General features: G+C 46.1%; 19 protein-coding genes. 14 read left to right on the top strand and 5 right to left on the bottom strand.

Features of this window, described 5'->3' with window-relative positions:
• Positions 1-72 precede the first annotated feature (72 nt).
• The 6 genes from truA to purF all read left to right on the top strand — a co-directional run bounded on the left by truA (position 73) and on the right by purF (position 5,934).
• On the top strand, positions 73-864 hold the full coding sequence (gene truA, locus QMG91_RS12715) for a tRNA pseudouridine(38-40) synthase TruA (RefSeq protein WP_004405964.1): 792 nt from the start codon (positions 73-75) through the stop codon (positions 862-864).
• A 201-nt stretch (positions 865-1,065) separates the two neighbouring features.
• Complete coding sequence (gene accD / locus QMG91_RS12710) at positions 1,066-1,992, top strand: acetyl-CoA carboxylase, carboxyltransferase subunit beta (RefSeq protein WP_004405965.1); 927 nt, start codon at positions 1,066-1,068, stop codon at positions 1,990-1,992.
• A 42-nt stretch (positions 1,993-2,034) separates the two neighbouring features.
• A complete protein-coding gene (folC, locus tag QMG91_RS12705) occupies positions 2,035-3,309 on the top strand; it encodes a bifunctional tetrahydrofolate synthase/dihydrofolate synthase (protein ID WP_281826874.1) in 1,275 nt (424 codons plus the stop codon).
• A complete protein-coding gene (locus QMG91_RS12700) occupies positions 3,299-3,832 on the top strand; it encodes an SPOR domain-containing protein (RefSeq protein ID WP_022550023.1) in 534 nt (177 codons plus the stop codon). The genes folC and QMG91_RS12700 overlap by 11 nt, the downstream gene beginning before the upstream one ends.
• Positions 3,833-3,894: 62 nt before the next feature.
• Positions 3,895-4,386 carry a CvpA family protein gene (locus QMG91_RS12695; RefSeq protein WP_004405969.1) on the top strand — a complete coding sequence of 164 codons (492 nt, stop codon included), beginning with the start codon at positions 3,895-3,897 and terminating at the stop codon, positions 4,384-4,386.
• 33 nt (positions 4,387-4,419) lie between these two features.
• A complete protein-coding gene (gene purF / locus QMG91_RS12690; RefSeq protein WP_022590752.1) occupies positions 4,420-5,934 on the top strand; it encodes an amidophosphoribosyltransferase in 1,515 nt (504 codons plus the stop codon).
• A gap of 60 nt (positions 5,935-5,994) precedes the next feature.
• On the opposite strand, the gene QMG91_RS12685 is transcribed toward purF, so the two are convergent.
• On the bottom strand, positions 5,995-6,870 hold the full coding sequence (locus tag QMG91_RS12685) for a LysR family transcriptional regulator (RefSeq protein WP_004405971.1): 876 nt from the start codon (positions 6,868-6,870) through the stop codon (positions 5,995-5,997).
• Between the two features lie 234 nt (positions 6,871-7,104).
• Between QMG91_RS12685 and QMG91_RS12680 the strand changes: the two genes are divergently transcribed.
• The 6 genes from QMG91_RS12680 to recR all read left to right on the top strand — a co-directional run bounded on the left by QMG91_RS12680 (position 7,105) and on the right by recR (position 13,009).
• Positions 7,105-8,208, top strand: coding sequence for a response regulator (locus QMG91_RS12680; RefSeq protein ID WP_281826869.1), 1,104 nt, complete (start codon positions 7,105-7,107; stop codon positions 8,206-8,208).
• Between the two features lie 380 nt (positions 8,209-8,588).
• Entirely contained in the window at positions 8,589-8,981 is a 393-nt protein-coding gene (locus tag QMG91_RS12675) for a YbaN family protein (protein ID WP_200767467.1), read from the top strand.
• A gap of 119 nt (positions 8,982-9,100) precedes the next feature.
• A complete protein-coding gene (apt, locus tag QMG91_RS12670; protein WP_004405975.1) occupies positions 9,101-9,646 on the top strand; it encodes an adenine phosphoribosyltransferase in 546 nt (181 codons plus the stop codon).
• A 37-nt stretch (positions 9,647-9,683) separates the two neighbouring features.
• A complete protein-coding gene (gene dnaX, locus QMG91_RS12665; protein WP_281826863.1) occupies positions 9,684-11,966 on the top strand; it encodes a DNA polymerase III subunit gamma/tau in 2,283 nt (760 codons plus the stop codon).
• A gap of 91 nt (positions 11,967-12,057) precedes the next feature.
• Entirely contained in the window at positions 12,058-12,387 is a 330-nt protein-coding gene (locus QMG91_RS12660) for a YbaB/EbfC family nucleoid-associated protein (protein WP_004405977.1), read from the top strand.
• 22 nt (positions 12,388-12,409) lie between these two features.
• The gene (recR, locus tag QMG91_RS12655) at positions 12,410-13,009 is read left to right on the top strand and encodes a recombination mediator RecR (protein WP_004405978.1); all 600 of its coding nucleotides are present in this window, start codon (positions 12,410-12,412) and stop codon (positions 13,007-13,009) included.
• 61 nt (positions 13,010-13,070) lie between these two features.
• On the opposite strand, the gene QMG91_RS12650 is transcribed toward recR, so the two are convergent.
• Together QMG91_RS12650 and QMG91_RS12645 are read right to left on the bottom strand one after the other, a co-directional pair.
• Complete coding sequence (locus tag QMG91_RS12650) at positions 13,071-13,598, bottom strand: DUF2799 domain-containing protein (protein WP_281826859.1); 528 nt, start codon at positions 13,596-13,598, stop codon at positions 13,071-13,073.
• Positions 13,599-13,765: 167 nt separating this feature from the next.
• Positions 13,766-14,014 carry a YkgJ family cysteine cluster protein gene (locus QMG91_RS12645; RefSeq protein WP_022591573.1) on the bottom strand — a complete coding sequence of 83 codons (249 nt, stop codon included), beginning with the start codon at positions 14,012-14,014 and terminating at the stop codon, positions 13,766-13,768.
• Between the two features lie 112 nt (positions 14,015-14,126).
• Here QMG91_RS12645 and QMG91_RS12640 point away from each other — a divergent pair, with 112 nt between their 5' ends.
• A complete protein-coding gene (locus QMG91_RS12640) occupies positions 14,127-15,023 on the top strand; it encodes a LysR family transcriptional regulator (RefSeq protein WP_281826856.1) in 897 nt (298 codons plus the stop codon).
• A gap of 39 nt (positions 15,024-15,062) precedes the next feature.
• Here QMG91_RS12640 and QMG91_RS12635 read toward each other — a convergent pair whose 3' ends face one another.
• On the bottom strand, positions 15,063-15,905 hold the full coding sequence (locus tag QMG91_RS12635) for an SMP-30/gluconolactonase/LRE family protein (RefSeq protein WP_281826854.1): 843 nt from the start codon (positions 15,903-15,905) through the stop codon (positions 15,063-15,065).
• A 246-nt stretch (positions 15,906-16,151) separates the two neighbouring features.
• On the opposite strand from QMG91_RS12635, the gene QMG91_RS12630 reads away from it, so the two are divergent.
• Positions 16,152-16,589 carry a YcgN family cysteine cluster protein gene (locus QMG91_RS12630; protein ID WP_022591570.1) on the top strand — a complete coding sequence of 146 codons (438 nt, stop codon included), beginning with the start codon at positions 16,152-16,154 and terminating at the stop codon, positions 16,587-16,589.
• A gap of 62 nt (positions 16,590-16,651) precedes the next feature.
• Here QMG91_RS12630 and QMG91_RS12625 read toward each other — a convergent pair whose 3' ends face one another.
• A complete protein-coding gene (locus QMG91_RS12625) occupies positions 16,652-18,529 on the bottom strand; it encodes a BCCT family transporter (RefSeq protein ID WP_281826852.1) in 1,878 nt (625 codons plus the stop codon).
• Positions 18,530-18,636: the final 107 nt, after the last annotated feature.

The raw sequence follows: 18,636 nt of genomic DNA, 5'->3' as shown, positions 1-18,636 counted from the left end.
CGGCATACCTAGCATCTTGAGGTAACTTGGGTATATACTCTCCGACCCCGTGAAATTGAGAAGTAAACGACTATGCGAATTGCGTTAGGCATCGAATACGACGGTGCTAAATACTTTGGTTGGCAACGCCAAAGAGAAGTAGCCAGTGTTCAGGAAAAACTCGAAAAATCTCTGTCTATTGTGGCAAACCATCCTGTTGAAGTGCAGTGCGCAGGCAGAACAGATGCAGGCGTGCATGGAACAGGTCAAGTCGTTCACTTTGAAACAACCGCAGTAAGAAAAATGGTGGCATGGACCATGGGGGTTAACGCCAACATGCCTAAAGACATTGCTGTGCGCTGGGCAAAAGAGGTGCCGGATGAATTTCATGCCCGGTTCTCTGCTACCGCAAGACGCTACCGTTATGTGATCTATAACCACGCCTATCGACCAGGAATTTTATCCTCGGGCATCAGCCATTATCATGGCGACTTAGACGAAAAGAAAATGCATTTAGCCGGGCAGTATCTGCTGGGTGAAAATGACTTTACGTCTTTTCGGGCGGTTCAGTGCCAGTCCCGGAGCCCGTGGCGAAATATCATGCATTTAAATGTGAGTAGACACGGCAATTACGTTGTCATAGACATTAAAGCGAATGCGTTTGTCCATCATATGGTGAGAAATATCACTGGCAGCCTGATCGAGGTTGGGCGCGGTAACCAAGAACCAGAATGGATCAAATGGTTGCTGGAAGCTAAGGACAGAAGGCTTGCCGGGGCAACAGCGAAAGCGGAAGGGCTCTACTTAGTTGATGTAGATTACCCTGAAGAGTTTGAGTTGCCTAGGGAACCGATTGGACCGATATTTCTGCCAGATAACCTCTAAACAGAACGAATGAGAATTGGTGTTTTTATGGTCACCAAACGCATTGAAAAGTTGTGAGTTATCGCACTTTGTTGTTGCTTTAAAATAGGTACAACCAGTTTTTGATCCACAGTGTGAGAATATTGTGTTTTAATCCTCACGCATCATTCAGAATTTGTATCTTTCGCATTGAGGCGGAAGAGTTAATAGAAAAGGTCTTCCATGAGTTGGCTTGAAAAAATTTTAAACAAAAGCAGTATCGTAAGCTCACGTAGAGTATCCATTCCAGAGGGGATTTGGACCAAATGTACCGCCTGTGAGCAGGTTCTGTACTATGCAGAACTAGAGCGTAACTTAGAAGTGTGTCCGAAATGTGACCATCACATGCGTATGGGCGCTCGCCGTCGTTTGGAAACTTTCCTTGATGAAGGTGAACGTGAAGAGCTGGCGACTGAGTTAGAGCCTCAAGATAAGCTGAAATTTAAAGACTCCAAGCGTTACAAAGAGCGTATTTCTGCTGCTCAGAAAAACAGTGGTGAGAAAGACGCACTTGTTGTAATGAAAGGTGAGTTGTTGGGTTTGCCTGTTGTCGCTTGTGCATTCGAATTTAAGTTCATGGGTGGTTCCATGGGCTCTGTGGTTGGTGCACGTTTTGTTCGCGCTGTTGAAGCCGCTATCGAGAACAACTGCGGTCTGGTTTGTTTCTCTGCCAGTGGTGGTGCGCGTATGCAGGAGGCTTTGATGTCTCTGATGCAAATGGCGAAAACCAGTGCAGCACTAGAACGTCTTTCTGCTAAAGGTTTGCCTTTCTTCTCTGTGATGACCGACCCGACAATGGGCGGTGTATCAGCAAGTTTGGCGATGCTGGGCGACATTAACATCGGTGAGCCGAAAGCTCTGATTGGTTTTGCTGGTCGCCGTGTAATCGAACAGACTGTTCGTGAAGATTTGCCAGAAGGTTTCCAACGCAGTGAATTCTTACTGGAGCATGGTGCGATCGATATGATTGTCGATCGTCGTGAAATGCGTCAACGTATCGGTGGTTTGTTGGCAAAACTGACTAACCAGACGTCTCCATTGGTGGTATCGGTTAACGATTCTCCAAATGAAGAGCAATACGAAGTACCAGTTCCTGACGAAAAAGAGTAAAGTATTCATTAAACAGCCGCTTAAGAATCAGTTAAGAGTTTAATGAGTCAAAATCAAGTACCACAAGCCACATCACCTCTGTCGATGTGGCTTGATTATTTAGAAAACATCCATACCAGTGCTATCGACCTTGGTTTGGATCGTGTCCAAGCCGTCGCAGAAAAAGCTGACCTTACCAAACCCGCTCCGACAATCATCACTGTTGCAGGAACCAACGGCAAAGGCTCCACCTGCGCACTGATGGAAGCCATTTTGCTGGATGCTGGCTATTCAGTCGGTGTTTACAGCTCTCCTCATCTTATTCGCTATACAGAACGTGTCCGCATTAATGGCACTGAACTGGAAGAAGAAAAACACGCTGAAGCGTTCGATTTTATCGAGAAGCAACGTGGAGAGATCAGCTTAAGCTTCTTTGAATACGGGACTCTGGCTGCACTTCGCCTGTTCCAGACTGAAAAAGTCGAAGTGGTGCTTTTAGAAGTCGGACTTGGTGGTCGTCTCGATGCAACCAATGTGGTAGACCATGATGTATCCGTTATTACCAGTCTGGCTCTAGACCATGTGGACTGGTTGGGTGATGACATCAATGTTATTGGCTACGAAAAGGCAGGGATTTTCCGCAGTAATAAACCTGCGGTGTGTGGTCAGCCAAAAGCGCCAGCGACCGTTGCTGCGCATGCCGATGATATCGGTGCCAAACTTCATCAGGTGGAAATTCAATTCAACTATTCTGTTGAAGGCGACCGCTGGAAATGGCGCTCAGGGCAGTTCATTTTAGATGACCTTCCAATACCAGGTTTACCTTTGCCAAATGCCGCTACCGCGCTGATGGCACTCGGTTGTGCAGATTTAGATATATCGGACGTTAACATTGTAAAAGGGCTGGAAGGCGCAAAACTGGCAGGCAGAATGCAAACCTTGTCTTCTTCACCTCTCACTTTGCTGGATGTCGCGCATAACCCTCACTCGGCGGGCTACTTGGTTGAGCAGCTTACGAAACTGCACCCGAACAAGAAGATTCATATGGTGGTTGCCATGTTGCATGACAAGGACATTGAGGAAACACTCAAAGTTTTGGCTCCTATTGCAACAAAATGGTATCCGGCATCACTTGAAGGACCAAGAGCCGCAAAAGTTGACGAATTAATTACACATTTGCCTTCATATTCAGGCAAGTTTGACAACCCAGTAGATGCATTTGTAAACGCTCAGGCGCAGGCAAAACCAGACGACGTTGTTGTCGTTGTCGGTTCATTCCATACGGTAGGTGCTGTACTGGAATACTGGGAGAAAGAAAGGAGCCAGAATGGCGAGTAAGTTTCAAAGCAGGCTAGTGGGGACCATTTTGCTGGTCTCTGTTGGCGTGATTGTTTTGCCAGACCTGCTGGACGGGAAAAAGCAGCACTACAAAGAAGAACTTGCCCCCATACCAATCAAGCCTGAATTGGAAGGAGAGGTGGAAGTCTTTGAAGTGCTGGAACCTGTTGAGGATGATCTGGTGCTTCCAGATAGCCCGGTGTCCGTTACCGTTGCATCAACCGAATCTGAGCCAGAAGAAATAGAAGTGACACCAAGACCTGTCGCTGAGAAAAACGACTATGCAGATAGCGCTTGGATCATACAGCTGATGGCACTTAAGAATGTCGAAAATGCCAAAAAACTGGTTAAAGACCTTCAGAAACGGGGCTATCAGGCTCATATCAAGCAAGAAAACGAATTTTCACGAGTTATCATTGGACCGGATGTTTCTAAACCGAAATTGGAAAAGCAAATCAAGGAATTAGAAAAAATCACCGGAGCCAAAGGTCAACTGTTGAAATTTAAACCACTAAATCCATAAGAAAACGTTTGCGTCGCGTTTTTTTCTGTTAAAATGCGCGCCAACTTAAGATGTAGAACAGAATGAACTGGATAGATTTTGTCATTTTAGGGGTAATCGGGCTATCTGCTGTGATCAGCCTGATTCGTGGCTTTGTGAAAGAAGCATTGTCTCTTGTGATTTGGTTTGGCGCATTTTTTGTCGCCAGTCACTATTACGCCAAATTGGCGGTGTACTTTACCAATATTCAAGATGATATGTTTCGAAACGGAGCCGCCATCGCAGCTTTGTTCATCGCTACATTGGTTGTTGGCTCGTTAGTCAACTATGTTATTGGACAACTGGTGCAAAAAACGGGTCTGTCTGGAACCGACAGAATCTTGGGTATCGTCTTTGGCGGATTACGAGGGATTCTGATTGTTTCAGCTGTGCTGTTTTTTATTGATGCATTCACTGCATTGCCAAATTCAGAGTGGTGGATCAACTCGCAATTGATTCCTGAATTCAGCCGAATCATAGCGCCGTTTTTCGAGCACTTAAAAGAAACTTCAAGCTTTTTGTCTGGCACTGTGTAGTGCCAGCTACTGTCAAAAACCGAGGATTATGACATGTGTGGTATTGTTGGAATCGTGGGTACAACACCTGTAAATCAGTCAATTTATGACGCATTGACTGTACTACAGCATCGTGGCCAGGATGCCGCTGGTATTATTACCATAGAAAGCAATCGTTTTCGTTTGAGAAAAGCGAACGGTCTAGTTAAAGATGTATTTGAAGCCAAACACATGCAACGTCTGCAAGGTACTGTAGGTATCGGTCACGTTCGCTACCCAACTGCGGGTAGTTCAAGCGCATCAGAAGCCCAGCCTTTCTACGTAAACTCTCCATACGGCATTACACTTGCCCACAACGGTAACCTAACCAACGCTCACGAGTTGCGTGACCGCCTTTTCGAAACAGCGCGTCGTCACGTAAACACAACGTCTGACTCTGAAGTGCTTCTTAACATTCTTGCTCATGAAGTTGACCTGACGAAAGAAGTGACCAAAGACAGCGTATTCAGCGCAGTTGCGAACGTTCATAAACAAATCCGCGGCGCTTACGCAGTAGCGGCAATGATCATCGGTCATGGTATGGTTGCATTTCGCGACCCTAACGGCATTCGTCCACTTTGTCTGGGCAAGCGCGAGCTGGAAAGCGGGCGCACAGAGTACATGGTTGCCTCAGAATCTGTAGCACTAGACGCAGTCGGCTTTGACTTTGTTCGTGACGTAGCGCCAGGCGAAGCCATTTACGCAACCTTTGACGGTGAGCTCTTCACTCAGCAGTGCGCGGAAAATCCTCAGTCTAATCCTTGTATTTTCGAGTTCGTTTACTTTGCTCGTCCTGATTCATTCATCGACAAGATTTCTGTTTACAGTGCTCGTGTTGAGATGGGTAAGAGACTGGGCGACAAAATCAAAAAAGAGTGGGACGACCTGGATATCGACGTGGTTATCCCGATTCCAGAAACGTCTTGCGACATTGCACTAGAAATCGCGCAGATTATCGACAAGCCATACCGACAGGGTTTTGTGAAAAACCGCTACGTAGGTCGTACGTTCATCATGCCGGGTCAGCAACAACGTAAGAAATCAGTGCGTCGTAAGCTGAATGCTATCCGTTCTGAGTTCAAGGGTAAGAACGTTCTGCTAGTAGACGATTCCATTGTACGTGGTACCACATCAGAGCAAATCATTGAGATGGCTCGCGATTCTGGTGCGAAGAATGTATACATGGTTTCAGCGGCTCCAGAAGTACGCTTCCCGAACGTTTACGGTATCGACATGCCAAGTGCTAATGAGCTGATTGCACACGGTCGCGATAACGAAGAAATTTGTAAGATGATTGGTGCAGATGCTCTGATTTTCCAAACTTTGGAAGATTTGGTTTCGGCTGTTGGTACAGGCAATCAAGACATCGCACGCTTTGAAAGTTCCGTATTCAACGGTGAATACGTGACGGGCGATGTAGACCAGCAATACCTGGACTTCCTGGATGGGCTTCGTAATGACGACGCTAAAATTCAGCGCGAAATCCAGCAGGATCTTGCCAACCTAGAGCTGCACAACGAAGGCGCGTAAGCACTTTTAGACTAGCTAAGAATAACTAAGCCAGAGCACTGCTCTGGCTTTTTCTTGTCTTTAAGTCATGGAATGTTGGCTGAAGAAATCAATCAGCAGACGAACCTTTTCAGGTTGGTGATCCTTGTGATTATAAAGCATGTACACTTCCCTTGGGTTGGCACTCCAGCCATCTAACACTCGAACCAGACTTCCGTCTTTGATGTAGGTTTCCAGCATTACGTTGGGCATAAGAGTAATACCAAGCCCGGCAGAGCAGGCGCGCCTTACAACATTAAGCTCGCTGGCTTCTAGTCGACCACGTTCATTAATGATCACCGTTTCGCCTTCGCTGTTGTTTAACTGCCAGCGCATTAAAGGGTGGCCTTTCAGCAGAGCGTGTTCGCGTAAATCTTCCGCATGTTGCAGAGGTCGATGCAGTTTCAGGTAGTCCGGACTGGCCACCAGAATGTCTTTCACTGAACTGATTTTGCGCACAATGAGACTAGAGTCACGTTGTGGACCGACTCTGAAAATCACGTCCCATTCAGTCGGATCAAGCTGGTCAGCCTGGTTTGTTGTGGTCAGCTCAATACGAATTTCAGGGTACTCCGCCATAAACTGATTCAGCAACGGCATGATCATTCTTTTGGTGATATTGGCGGGGGCAGATATCTTCAGTTTTCCTGCCGCTCCCCGACAATCATCGGAAATATTTTCGGCTTTTGAAGCCAGTTGTTTGAGCAATGGGGAACATTCGATATAGAAGCGCTCGCCAGCTTCGGTAAGGGTTAGTTTCCTTGCGTGGCGATTCAACAATCGCAGGTTCAGGGAGTCTTCCAGTGCCTGAATACGACGGGTGATGGTCGCGACCGGAATCATGGTTTTACGCGACGTTGCAGTGTAGCTGCCATTCTCGACTACCTGCCGGAAAAGGTTGAGATCATCAAGTTTCATTTATAAGACACACAAAAAATGCAAGAGAATTAGTGTAACGCATCTTTTCAGAAGAAGGTTGTTTTAAGTCAACGATTTTGTGTCGTAGATAGCCCATCGCTTAACGCAATTTGCGGCACGGATAACATTTGGAAAGTTGTAGAAACGCACTTTACTGACTACTTTTTATGTTAATGAGTAAAAAAATAATAAGACTCATTTAGGAAGCTTTCTTTATTTTTTGAGGTTAGATCCATGATTAAATCAAGCGTATTGCAACATCAGGTGGCAAAGGGGGTTGCGTTAGACAAACCCACTGTCATGGTCGTTGATGATGACACTATCTTTCGCCGATTGATTACCAGCTATCTGGAGTCCAACGGTTACCGAGTTATGGAGGCAGAGGACGGTCTCGACGGTCTCAAGCAACTGCGTACCGAAGTGCCTGACTTGGTTATTTGTGATATCTCTATGCCCGTTTTGAACGGAATCGAATTTGTTGAGGAAGTATGCTGGGAGTACCCTTCGCTTCCAATGATAGTTGTATCTGCGACCGAAGAAATGTCCGACGTAGCGAGAGCTTTGCGTTTCGGCATTAAAGACTTTCTGTCCAAACCTATTGCTGATATGAATCATCTGGAAAAAGCGATCAGCAACACATTAGAAGACGCCGAAGATAACGACTCTGAGCAGCGCGATTTTGCGAGCCAGTGGTTCCGGGTCGATGAGTCGGGTGATTTACCTGAAGAGCAAGAACTTCACTGGCATCTTGAACACCTGCAAAGCAACCCAAATATGGCGCGCGACCTGCTGGAAGCCCTCTTGCCCGAGAGGGATACAAAAGTCGGGGGATGGAAGTGTTCTTACCGTTTACTTCAGTCTTCTGAATCCTTACCTCTGGTATTTGATTACGCCTGGGTTATGGACGGTCACTTTGTTTTCTATCTGGTTGATGCCGCTTCTGGGGGCTCCCAATCCGTCGCGACGACTTTACTGGTCAGGGCATTGTTCAATGACCATCTCCGAAACAACAAGAGCGATACCATCGATCTCAATCACCTGATAGAGGCGGTAGAGAAAGGCATAGCGTGCTCTGAATATGCGTCTTCTATCAATGCACTGTTCGGTGTTGTCGATATGACGGACAGCTCGTTAGAAGTGGTCTCCGCAGGCTTGGAAAGTGTGTGGTCAAGTGGAGGTCAAAATATTCACTTGCTGGATGGCATCACACTGGGAGACGGGAACATTCGCCACAAAGCCCATTCCAACTTGCAAGTGCATAGTGGTGGTCAGTTAACACTCAGTAAGGTAGGCTCCAGCAGTTTTTGTCTGGATATTTACCAGGGCAACGTTCAATAGCGATACCTGTTACGAAATGTAAGAGAAAAGTGAGATCGTTGTTGCGAAGGTTAAATAACCTTTCATTTTGTGTGTTTTTTCTGGCTGGCGCATTTTATATAGTCATTCGTCTTATAAAACGAGGAGAAAAACTGAGCCATGTCGGAACACGAAAATTACAAAGATCCATACAATTTTTTATATTTCTTAGGTTTTATCGCTGTGCTACTGATTCCAACGCTGCCCGCAACACTGACTTGGATTCGAGTATTCAATGGATATTAGATTTTTATGAATCTTGAACTTTAAAACGGTTTCCGCTCTGGAAACCGTTTTTGTTTTTGGCATCCGTGTGTTGCACGGTATGATAGTGGCGAAATTCGTTAACTGGGTGTTTTGCTATCAGTATTCGTCGTACCGCGTGGAACGCTTTGGGGATTGTTGCTCTCGTCTTGGGAGTGATTGGTATCGTGCTTCCCTTGCTTCCTACGACACCTTTTATACTGCTTGCCAGTGCATGCTTTTTACGTGGTAGCCCCAAGTTTTACCACTGGCTTCATACGCATCCCAAGCTTGGTCCTATTCTTAACGACTGGCAGCAGCATCGCGCTCTCAAGCCCAAAGTGAAACGAAGAGCCTATGTGTTTATCGTGATCAGCTTTACTGTCTCTATTATCGTTGCCCCAATAATCTGGGTAAAAGCTATGCTGTTAGTATTGCTTTGTGTTCTGTTAGCCTGGTTTTCTCGGATCCCGGTTCTTGAGCCTGTTGCTGATAAAGAAGAAAATCACTAACATTAAGCGCCGCTCTCAAAGCGGATTTCATTTTCTTTTTCCAGTTCGCAGAAACATGTTAACTGGGGTATTACAATGTGCGTTTGTTGTGAAAACGCCAGAGATTAAAGATTAACACTATGACTACTGAAACCATCGCCCAGATCAAAGCGAGCATCAAAAGCATTCCAGATTACCCAAAACCGGGAATCCTTTTCCGCGACGTAACTAGCTTGATGGAAGATGCTGATGCCTACCGTGCAACGATTGCGCTTTTGGTAGAAAAGTACAAAGACATGGGATTCACCAAAATTGTGGGTACGGAAGCGCGTGGCTTCCTTTTTGGTGCTCCTTTGGCTTTGGAAATGGGTGTGGGTTTTGTGCCTGTTCGCAAACCGGGCAAACTGCCACGTGAAACGGTGGCTCAGTCTTACGAGCTTGAGTACGGAACCGACACTCTGGAAATCCATACTGATGCCATCTCTGAAGGTGACAAAGTACTGGTCGTTGATGACCTACTTGCAACTGGCGGTACAATTGAAGCGACTGTAAAACTGATCCGTCAGCTTGGTGGTGAAGTAGAACATGCAGCATTCGTTATCAATCTTCCAGAAATTGGCGGTGAAACTCGCCTGAAAGAATTTGGTCTGAATGTTTACAGCATCTGTGAATTTGAAGGGCACTAAGCCCTTCTTCACATTCATTCGTAATTGGAAAGTGTGAATGAGTTATTTAGCGTTAGCACGTAAGTGGCGTCCGCAAAAGTTTAATGAAGTCGTGGGGCAAAGCCATGTGCTGACGGCACTGGAAAATGCCTTAAATCAGAATCGTCTTCATCACGCTTATCTATTTAGCGGTACGCGTGGCGTTGGTAAAACAACGATTGGTCGTTTGTTTGCCAAAGGGCTAAACTGCGAAACAGGCATCACAGCAACCCCTTGTGGGGAATGTTCTACCTGTAAGGAAATCGACGAAGGACGATTCGTTGATCTGCTAGAGATAGATGCCGCATCCCGAACTAAGGTAGAAGACACGCGAGAGTTACTGGATAACGTTCAGTACAAACCGGCGCGCGGTCGATTCAAAGTCTACCTGATAGACGAAGTTCATATGCTGTCTCGCCACAGCTTCAATGCGTTGCTTAAAACGCTGGAAGAGCCACCGGAATACGTGAAGTTTCTATTGGCGACGACCGATCCGCAAAAGCTGCCAGTAACTATTCTTTCACGCTGTTTGCAGTTCCATCTCAAACCGATCAGCGTTGATAATATCCATCAGCAGCTCGACCATATTCTGGCTCATGAGCAAGTTACTGCCGAAGCACGCGCGGTTGGGATGATTTCCCATGCAGCAGATGGAAGTATGCGTGATGCGCTCAGCCTCACCGATCAGGCTATTGCGCTTGGTAACGGTTCAATTGATACCGCAACCGTCGCGAATATGCTGGGTACACTGGATACTGATCAGGCAATTCATTTACTCGAAGCCATCAGTTCTCATCAGGCACAGACTGCTCTGAATGCTCTGGATCACCTTGCACAGATTGGTGTCGATTGGGATGGTTTGCTACAAGAGCTCGCTACTCAGCTTCATCGAATTGCGATGTATCAGGCACTGCCTGCCACACTCGACAAAGCTCAGCCAGATGCTGAAAAGATTGAGTTGCTATCACGAGCTCTGACGCCAGAAGAAGTGCAGCTGTATTATCAAATGGTGATTAAAGGTCGTGAAGATCTCGCCATTGCTCCTACTCCTAAGATGGGAGCGGAGATGATTGTACTGCGGTTAATCGCCTTCAGACCAGCATCCGTTCAGGCTGTACCACTGAATGCGCAGCCTGCAACGACATCTGTACCAAGTGCAAAAGCACCAGTACAACCTGCTGAAGTGAAGCCTGCTGCATCTGCAGCGCCTCAACCGTCTGTTGCTCAGCCAGAAGCTTCTCATTCCCCCGTTTCTCCTGCAGAAACAGCGCGTGAGAAACTGGAAGCAGCGCGACAAAATACTGCACAGCAACAGCAACAGCAACAGCAACAGCAACAGCAACAGCAACAGCAACAGCAACAGCAACAGCAACAGCAAGCAGCGCCTCAGTCTCACAGTGAGCCAATGCCGGATTACAGTGATATGCCGAATTACGGAGATATTGAACAGGATTCAATGCCCCCGCAATACGATGATCCTGCTTACTCACAACCTGTTTCTTCCGAGCCAGCACCTAGTGCACCAGCTCAACAAAGCGCGGCTCAGCAGCCTTCAGAACCAGTTCCTCAAGCGGCAGCAAGCCCACTTTCGGGTCTTCGACATCAACTTCGGAGCAAACGTAATCCTGGTGGGCAGAACTCGAAGCCAACAAGCAGTTCGCCAAAAAAGGTTAACGCGGCACCCGCAGCGAAAAAACAGTCAGCAGCAGAGCGTATAGCTCAGCTCGCGCCGGCTGGGCAGGTGTCGCCAGCAAGTTCAGCGGCAGCCACCGCCGAGAAAAAGGAAGTGTCCAATGAGCCTTATCAGTGGAAACCATCCAAGCCTCAGGTTAAGCCGCAGAGAACCGAACTGACACCGACGCAAATTAAAAAAGCGCTGGAACACACCAAAACCCCTGAAATGGCAGCTAAGCTGGTAGAAGAGTCTGTAGATGCAGACGAATGGTCTGCCCTGATCCAAAAGCTGGATACGGCAAAACTGGTTGAGCAGTTAGCACTCAACTCGTCTTACATGAAAGAAGGCAATACCATTCATCTGACCTTGAGGGCGTCGCAAGCGCACCTCAACACAGAAAAGGCGCAGAAAGATTTATCAGATGCGTTGGCAACAGCGCTTGGAGAGCCGTGTGAGCTTATTGTTAAAATTGGCGAAGACGGGGAATCTCCACTCGAAATCAGAGACAAACTTTATCAGGGCAAGCTTCAGCAAGCGCATGAAAGTTTAGCCGAGGATCCTCATGTTCAGTTTATTCAGGCTCGATTTGCGGCAGAAATAGACAGTGATAGCGTGAGACCAATCTGATTTCCAGAGAACACACAGATGCTGGGATTGAAAGTACTGACTTTTGACCCCATCAAGAAACCACAACCTAGATAAACCAGAGAGAAAAGAAATGTTTGGTAAAGGCGGTATGGGCGGTTTGATGAAGCAAGCCCAACAAATGCAAGAACGCATGCAAAAGCTTCAAGAAGAAATTGCGAACATGGAAGTAACCGGTGAATCCGGTGCTGGTTTAGTTAAAGTTACTATTACTGGTAGTCACAGCGTACGTCGTGTAGACATCGACGACAGCCTGATGGAAGACGACAAAGAGATGTTGGAAGATTTGATTGCAGCAGCATTCAACGACGCATCTCGCCGTGTTGAAGAAACTCAAAAAGAGAAAATGGCGTCGATCACTGGTGGAATGCAAATGCCACCAGGCATGAAAATGCCTTTCTAAATCTTCATAGAAGAATACATATATGCGTACCAGCCATTTGCTGGAACAATTGATGGAAGCCTTACGTTGTCTGCCTGGGGTGGGTCCCAAGTCGGCTCAGCGTATGGCTTTTCATTTGTTACAGCGAGACAGAAAAGGCGGTCTTCAGTTAGCGGAAGTGTTGTCTCAGGCAATGACAGAGATTGGTCATTGCAGTGAATGCCGAACGTTCACCGAAGAAGAAACCTGTCATATTTGTTTAAATCCAAAGCGCCAGGAAAATGGTCAGCTTTGCGTAGTTGAGAGCCCATCTGACATTGCTGCTGTAGAGGCAACAGGTCAGTATTCCGGACGTTACTTCGTTCTTATGGGGCATCTATCCCCTCTGGATGGTATCGGGCCTAGCGACATCGGATTGGATGTTCTCGACTTTCGATTAAGACGGAAAGACATTACGGAAGTGATACTCGCCACTAACCCGACAGTAGAGGGCGAAGCCACAGCACATTACATTGCAGAGCTTTGTCATGCTCATGATGTGGATGTGACTCGTATTGCTCACGGCGTCCCGATGGGAGGCGAGCTGGATCTGGTTGATGGGACTACTCTGTCTCATTCACTAATGGGTCGACAAAAGCTTTAAATCTCTTACCGCAGTTAAAACAAACCCCAATAGTTGGTTTACTGGCTATTGGGGTTTTCTATTACAAATTGAGTTCAAATCGATATTGAGTGCTAAGCAGTTGACCACGTTCACTGACTAAGCTGTCACGTACACGGTTCAGGCGCTTTCTTTCGTCTTCATCCAGACCTTGTTTGTTGCTTAGCTTCAAATCAATGTCTGAAATCTCTTGCTCAATCTTTTCTAACCTTTGCTCTTTTAGATATTGTTGACGTCCTAGTTGGTATTGCGCGACAAACTGCTGGTTGTCACAAACGCCATAGTAGGTTCTTCCACTTACTCCTTCACGGTAACCATTGGCAGGTGAGCAGTACAGAATCAACCCTTGGTTGTATCCTTTCTGCCATGCAGCTTTGTCTACACTGATGCCGTTTTCACCACAATCCTTCGCATAATCACTGATTACAGAAGGATCAGTGCCACTTTGACCTTCCTGATAACCAAGATCTCCCCAGTGAGTGGTTTGACATTCTTCTGCTGACATCGAAGCGCACCCAGAAAGTACAACTAAAGACAACAAAATAGAAATGAAGAGGCTGGGTTTTGTCATGTGTTCTCCGGTATTTGTCCAGTCTCGTATTTTTGAGACGGATTCCACGATTAATAGATTATATTAATGACATTTAGATATTTATAAAGTTCTGTTTTTTTCAATGAATTAGAACAACCAGAACTGACCGGATGAATAATGAACAGAGGTGAATTTATGAAGTTGGATTAGGTTAATCTTTCCAGCTCAGTAATATTGGTGATGGCATCTTGGTTTGTTGAACCACACACAATAGGGCAAGGCTTAAACTGGTGGCAGACTTTTGGGCGTTCGGGTTTACCAAACAACTTACAAAGGTTGTTTTCATTTAACTGAATACAACGGACGCCTGCGGGTTTCCCATTTTCCATTCCTGGAATAGGCGATGAAATACTGGGTGCAATACAGCATGCTCCGCAGCCTAGTCGACAATCCATCAGAAAACCTCTCAGTGAAAACAGGAGCGGGATATTAACAGAAAAGATTAGTTGATAACATCGGCATCAATTACTATTGCACCATAGCAACAATTGGTAGGTAAGTGCTCTTATGATAAACAATGTGAATCTCGCGGACATTCGCTCTTTTGTATTGATTGCCCAACTAGGCAACTTTACCAAGGCAGCAAATGCGCTTTCCGTATCGCGATCGCATGTTTCAAGGCAGATTAGCTCATTGGAAACTCAGATGGGAGTGACGTTACTGACACGTACTACCAGAACATTAAAACTCACTCAGGCGGGTGAACGTTTCTTTAAGCAATGTGAAAGCGCTTTAAAAGAGATTGACCAAGCATTAGTGGCCGCCGTGGATGATACTGAAGACGTTAGGGGGATTATTCGGGTTAACTGTGTCGGTGGGTTGATTGGTGAGGACATCATTGCAGTTTATGTAAGTGAATTTATGGCCACTTATCCAGATATACAAGTGCATTTGGACTTCACCAGCCACAGAGTTGATTTGATAGACGATGATTTTGATGTTGCCTTCCGAATGGGTGATTTGCAAGATGCAGGGTTTATCGCGCGTAAGTTATTGAACGTTGAGATAGTAACGCTGGCTAGCCCTCAATATCTCGCCAAAACCGGATCACCTATTCACCCGAAAGAGCTTATAGAACATCGTTGTTTAACCGGATCAGTAAATCGATGGAGCTTTCAGTCTAAGGAAAGCAACAGTGACGAAATTGATGTGACTGTAGAAGGACATTTGGTCTGCAAAAATGGTCGAGCACTGATTCAAGGAGCGTTGCTTGGGAATGGTATTATTCGCGTGCCTGCAATGTATTGCCAAGACATGATTGACGCTGGAAAATTGGTTCCCGTACTGACCGAATGGCGCATACCTCGTATCCCGCTTTCTGCCATATATCATAAAGATAAATATCAGCCCAAAAGGCTAAGAACCTTCATTGAATTCATAAAAAACAAATTTGATGCCGCTTAAGCGCCGTGCTTATTCACACAGCGCTTTCTTAATTTCAAATCAGTATTGGTAAACCAGCACTTCGCCTTCTAAAGCCATTGGCACCATAAGCGTTTTTTGATTTTTGGAGTAATAGATATCGCCAGAGCCCCTTGGTAAGTCAACGGTTTTTCGAATCTCTCCTTGGTTTGAAACAGTAAATATAACCCCTTGTTTCCAGTCGGATACCAACAGGTTCCCATCTTCATTTACTTGAATGCCGTCTAAGTTCCCAAACGGTTTTTCGGTCACACGTTTTATGGATTTAGTTTCTGGGTTGACCTTTAGCAAACGTCCAAAAGGAGCGTTAAGTGGGTCGCCATCGTTAAAAGAACCCCACGCAGCGACGTATAAATCGCCATCTATAAACTTTAGTCCGTTAGGATTTTCTAGTTCCGGTGTATCCATCCAAACCGACATGGTGTTGTTTTCCAGCTTATAGATAGCTGATGTAAACATATCAGACACATAGACGTTTCCATCTGCGTCAATCTCGACGTCGTTAAGAAACTCAGCATTCTCAGCGTGGTGCGTGACCACCTTTCCGGTTGCTAAATCTATTTCTAGAAGGGCTTTCATATCGCTGGCAAACAGAAGGTTGTCTTTTAGTGCGATCCCTTTTGGATTGTCTAAGCCGTTGGCGATTGTAGCAATAAATTGATAATCCGCATTCAGGGCGACGATGGATCCATCTCCAGGTTCATTACCAGATTGAAGAGATACGAAGTACACCCCTTTGTTTTCATCGAACACAACGGACTCTACACCTGGCAAATTGGGGAGCCTTTCACTCAAAGTTGGTGCAGCTATTACTTGCTGGCTTAAAATTAGAGAGGCAGTAGCCGCGAGTAAATGCTTTTTCATTTGAATTCCTATTTGTTGATTTAATTGTCAGGAAGGATAATAAAGAGTGCTCATTTGTTGATATATAGGGATTTAATCAAATAACTGTTGCTATATGGAAACAAAGAATACTGATAAGTGTCGACGATTAAAGAGAGGTGCGTGCTAGGAAGAGATTTAAATCACTTGCACTACTGGTGCTGAACGGATATAACGACGCCTCCTTAACGCATTCGGTTAAGGCGTGAACATTTAGCAGGTAAAATCATGGCACATTTTTGGGAAACAAAATCGCTGGAAGCAATGACAGAAAAAGAGTGGGAGTCTCTTTGCGACGGTTGTGGAAAATGCTGCCTGCACAAACTGATGGACGAAGATACCGATGAGGTTTACTACACCAATGTGGCATGCAGTTGGCTAAACGACAAAACCTGCGGCTGCAAAGACTACCCGAATCGTTTTCAATCTGGCGAAGAGTGCCTAAAACTGACTCGCGACAAAATCGACGAATTCCACTGGCTACCTGAAACCTGCTCGTATCGTGTTCTTGCCGAAGGTCAAAACCTACCCGAATGGCACCCACTGATCACTGGCTCTAAATCTGCCATGCATGCTGCTGGAGAAAGCGTACGCAATAAAGTGGTGTATGAAATAGATGTAGTGGACTGGGAAGATCACGTGTTGAATCACCCAGGACGTTCTTAACGACTGGACATTAATCATGGTCTGCATGATTAGAAATGGCAGCCGACGCTGTCAATCTAAAATCAACTTATCTGTCGATTAAACTCCATCCTTGCTTCTTGTGCCTGCTGAGAGAGTTGCTCTTTGTGTTCTTTAGTCTGGGCGACTAAGTCTTGCAGTGATTGGAGCTCTGATTGCATTTCAGCAGGCAATTCGTGATCCGCAAGGCTTTCCTCTTCACTGTGTTCAAGCACATAGGCTCGGATTCGTTTTCGCATTGCGAGTAACTGGGCGAGTGCCTCACGCTCTTGCTCTGCCGCGTCTCGGGCTGCGTCTCTACTGCGTTCAAATCTCGCAAGTGCCATTCCTTCTGAAGACCAAGGATCCATATCGGGCAAGTCTTCGATATTTATCGTCGGCTCTACATAATCTTCCTGATGTCGGATATCCAGGCTGGTGGCTCTGACAGCGGATACCATCAACATGACAGAGATCGCCAGCAAAGGAAGACCACCCACAATCGCAGCGGTTTGTAATGTGCTCAGTCCGCCAAGGAACATCAATACCGTTGGTAGTAGAGACAGGGTAAATGCCCAGAACATACGGTTCCAGCGCATAGGCTCTTCGGACACATTGTTTTGTACGACCGATGCCAGTATGTAGGAAATGGAATCAAAGGTTGTCGCCGTAAAAATCACACACAACAAGGTGAATACGGCGATAACTACTTTGCTAAAAGGAAGGGCACCCAGCATAGAAAAAATGGCTTTGGTCGCCCCCTCTGCATTCAGGATGGCGACAACATCCAGCTCGCCAGAAAGTTGCAAAGAGAGACCGTAGTTTCCCAAAACCATAAAGAACAGAAAACAGCCAAGGGAACCAAAGAAAATAGAACCTGTGACCATCTGTTTGATGGTTCTTCCTCTGGAAATACGCGCAATAAATAAGCCCATGCTCGGTGCAAAGACCAGCCACCACGCCCAGTAAAAGATGGTCCAGTCCTGCGGGAAGTGAGTGTTGTCAAAGCTGCCATAGCCACCAAAAGGTTCTGCCCATGTCGCCATGGTAAAGAAATTCGAAAGCATTCTGCCAATTGAATCTAAGCCCGTTTCCAGCATGAATATGGTGGGTCCCACCATCAGGACAAATACGAGCAAGCCCATGGCACCCCAGAAATTGATGTTGCTGAGAACTTTAATACCTTTCTCCATACCGGCATAAGAAGAGTAGGCGAAAATCGCGGTACAAACCAAAAGAACACCAATCTGGCTGTATGTAGTTTGGGGAATACCAAATAGCTGATACAACCCTTCACCGATCAGAGGGGCGGCCAATCCAAGTGTCGTCGCTGCACCACCGAGTAAGCCAAATATGAACAGCACATCAACGATTTTCCCTGGCGCTTTTTGTGTACGTTCCTCACCGAGTACAGGCATCAATGCACTAGACACTTTCAGTACTGGCTGTTTACGCACATAAAAGAAATAGGCGATGGGTAAAGCTGGAATCAGGTAAATCGCCCATGCAATGGGTCCCCAGTGAAAAATGCCGTAAGTGGCTGCCCAGCGAACTGCTTCTTCACTTCCCGGTTCGAGCTGAAAAGGTGGGGATTGATAGTAATATGCCCATTCGATACAGCCCCAATACAGAATGCTGGCTCCGATTCCGCCGCAAAACAACATGGCTGCCCATGAGGCAGTTGCAAACTCAGGTTCCTCGTCTGCGTCACCTAATTTGATTTGTCCCATGTCACTGAACACAACATAAATCATAAAGAAGAATGCGGTCATCCCCAGTGTCAGGTACAGGAAGCCCAGCTTGTCGGTCATAAATGATTTGGCTATCGCTATCCAATGAGCACCTTCGGCAGGAAACGCGATAAGAGGAATCGTAACTAAGGTAAGTAAGAAGAGGGCACCGAAAAACGTGGGTTTATCGATTAATGAAAAGGGCTTGTCCACAAAGATATTCCATAACAAAAATGTGGCTTATTATGGATTTGAGGTTAACTTGCGGACAAACAAAGATATTTGTCCTGAAGACAAATTTTTTAAGGGTAAGAAGGTTA

The sequence above is a fragment of the Vibrio nigripulchritudo genome (assembly GCF_027924785.1).
Lineage (GTDB): Bacteria > Pseudomonadota > Gammaproteobacteria > Enterobacterales > Vibrionaceae > Vibrio > Vibrio nigripulchritudo.
Note: the sequence above shows the minus strand (reverse complement) of the source record. Positions and strands in the feature narration are given on the sequence as shown.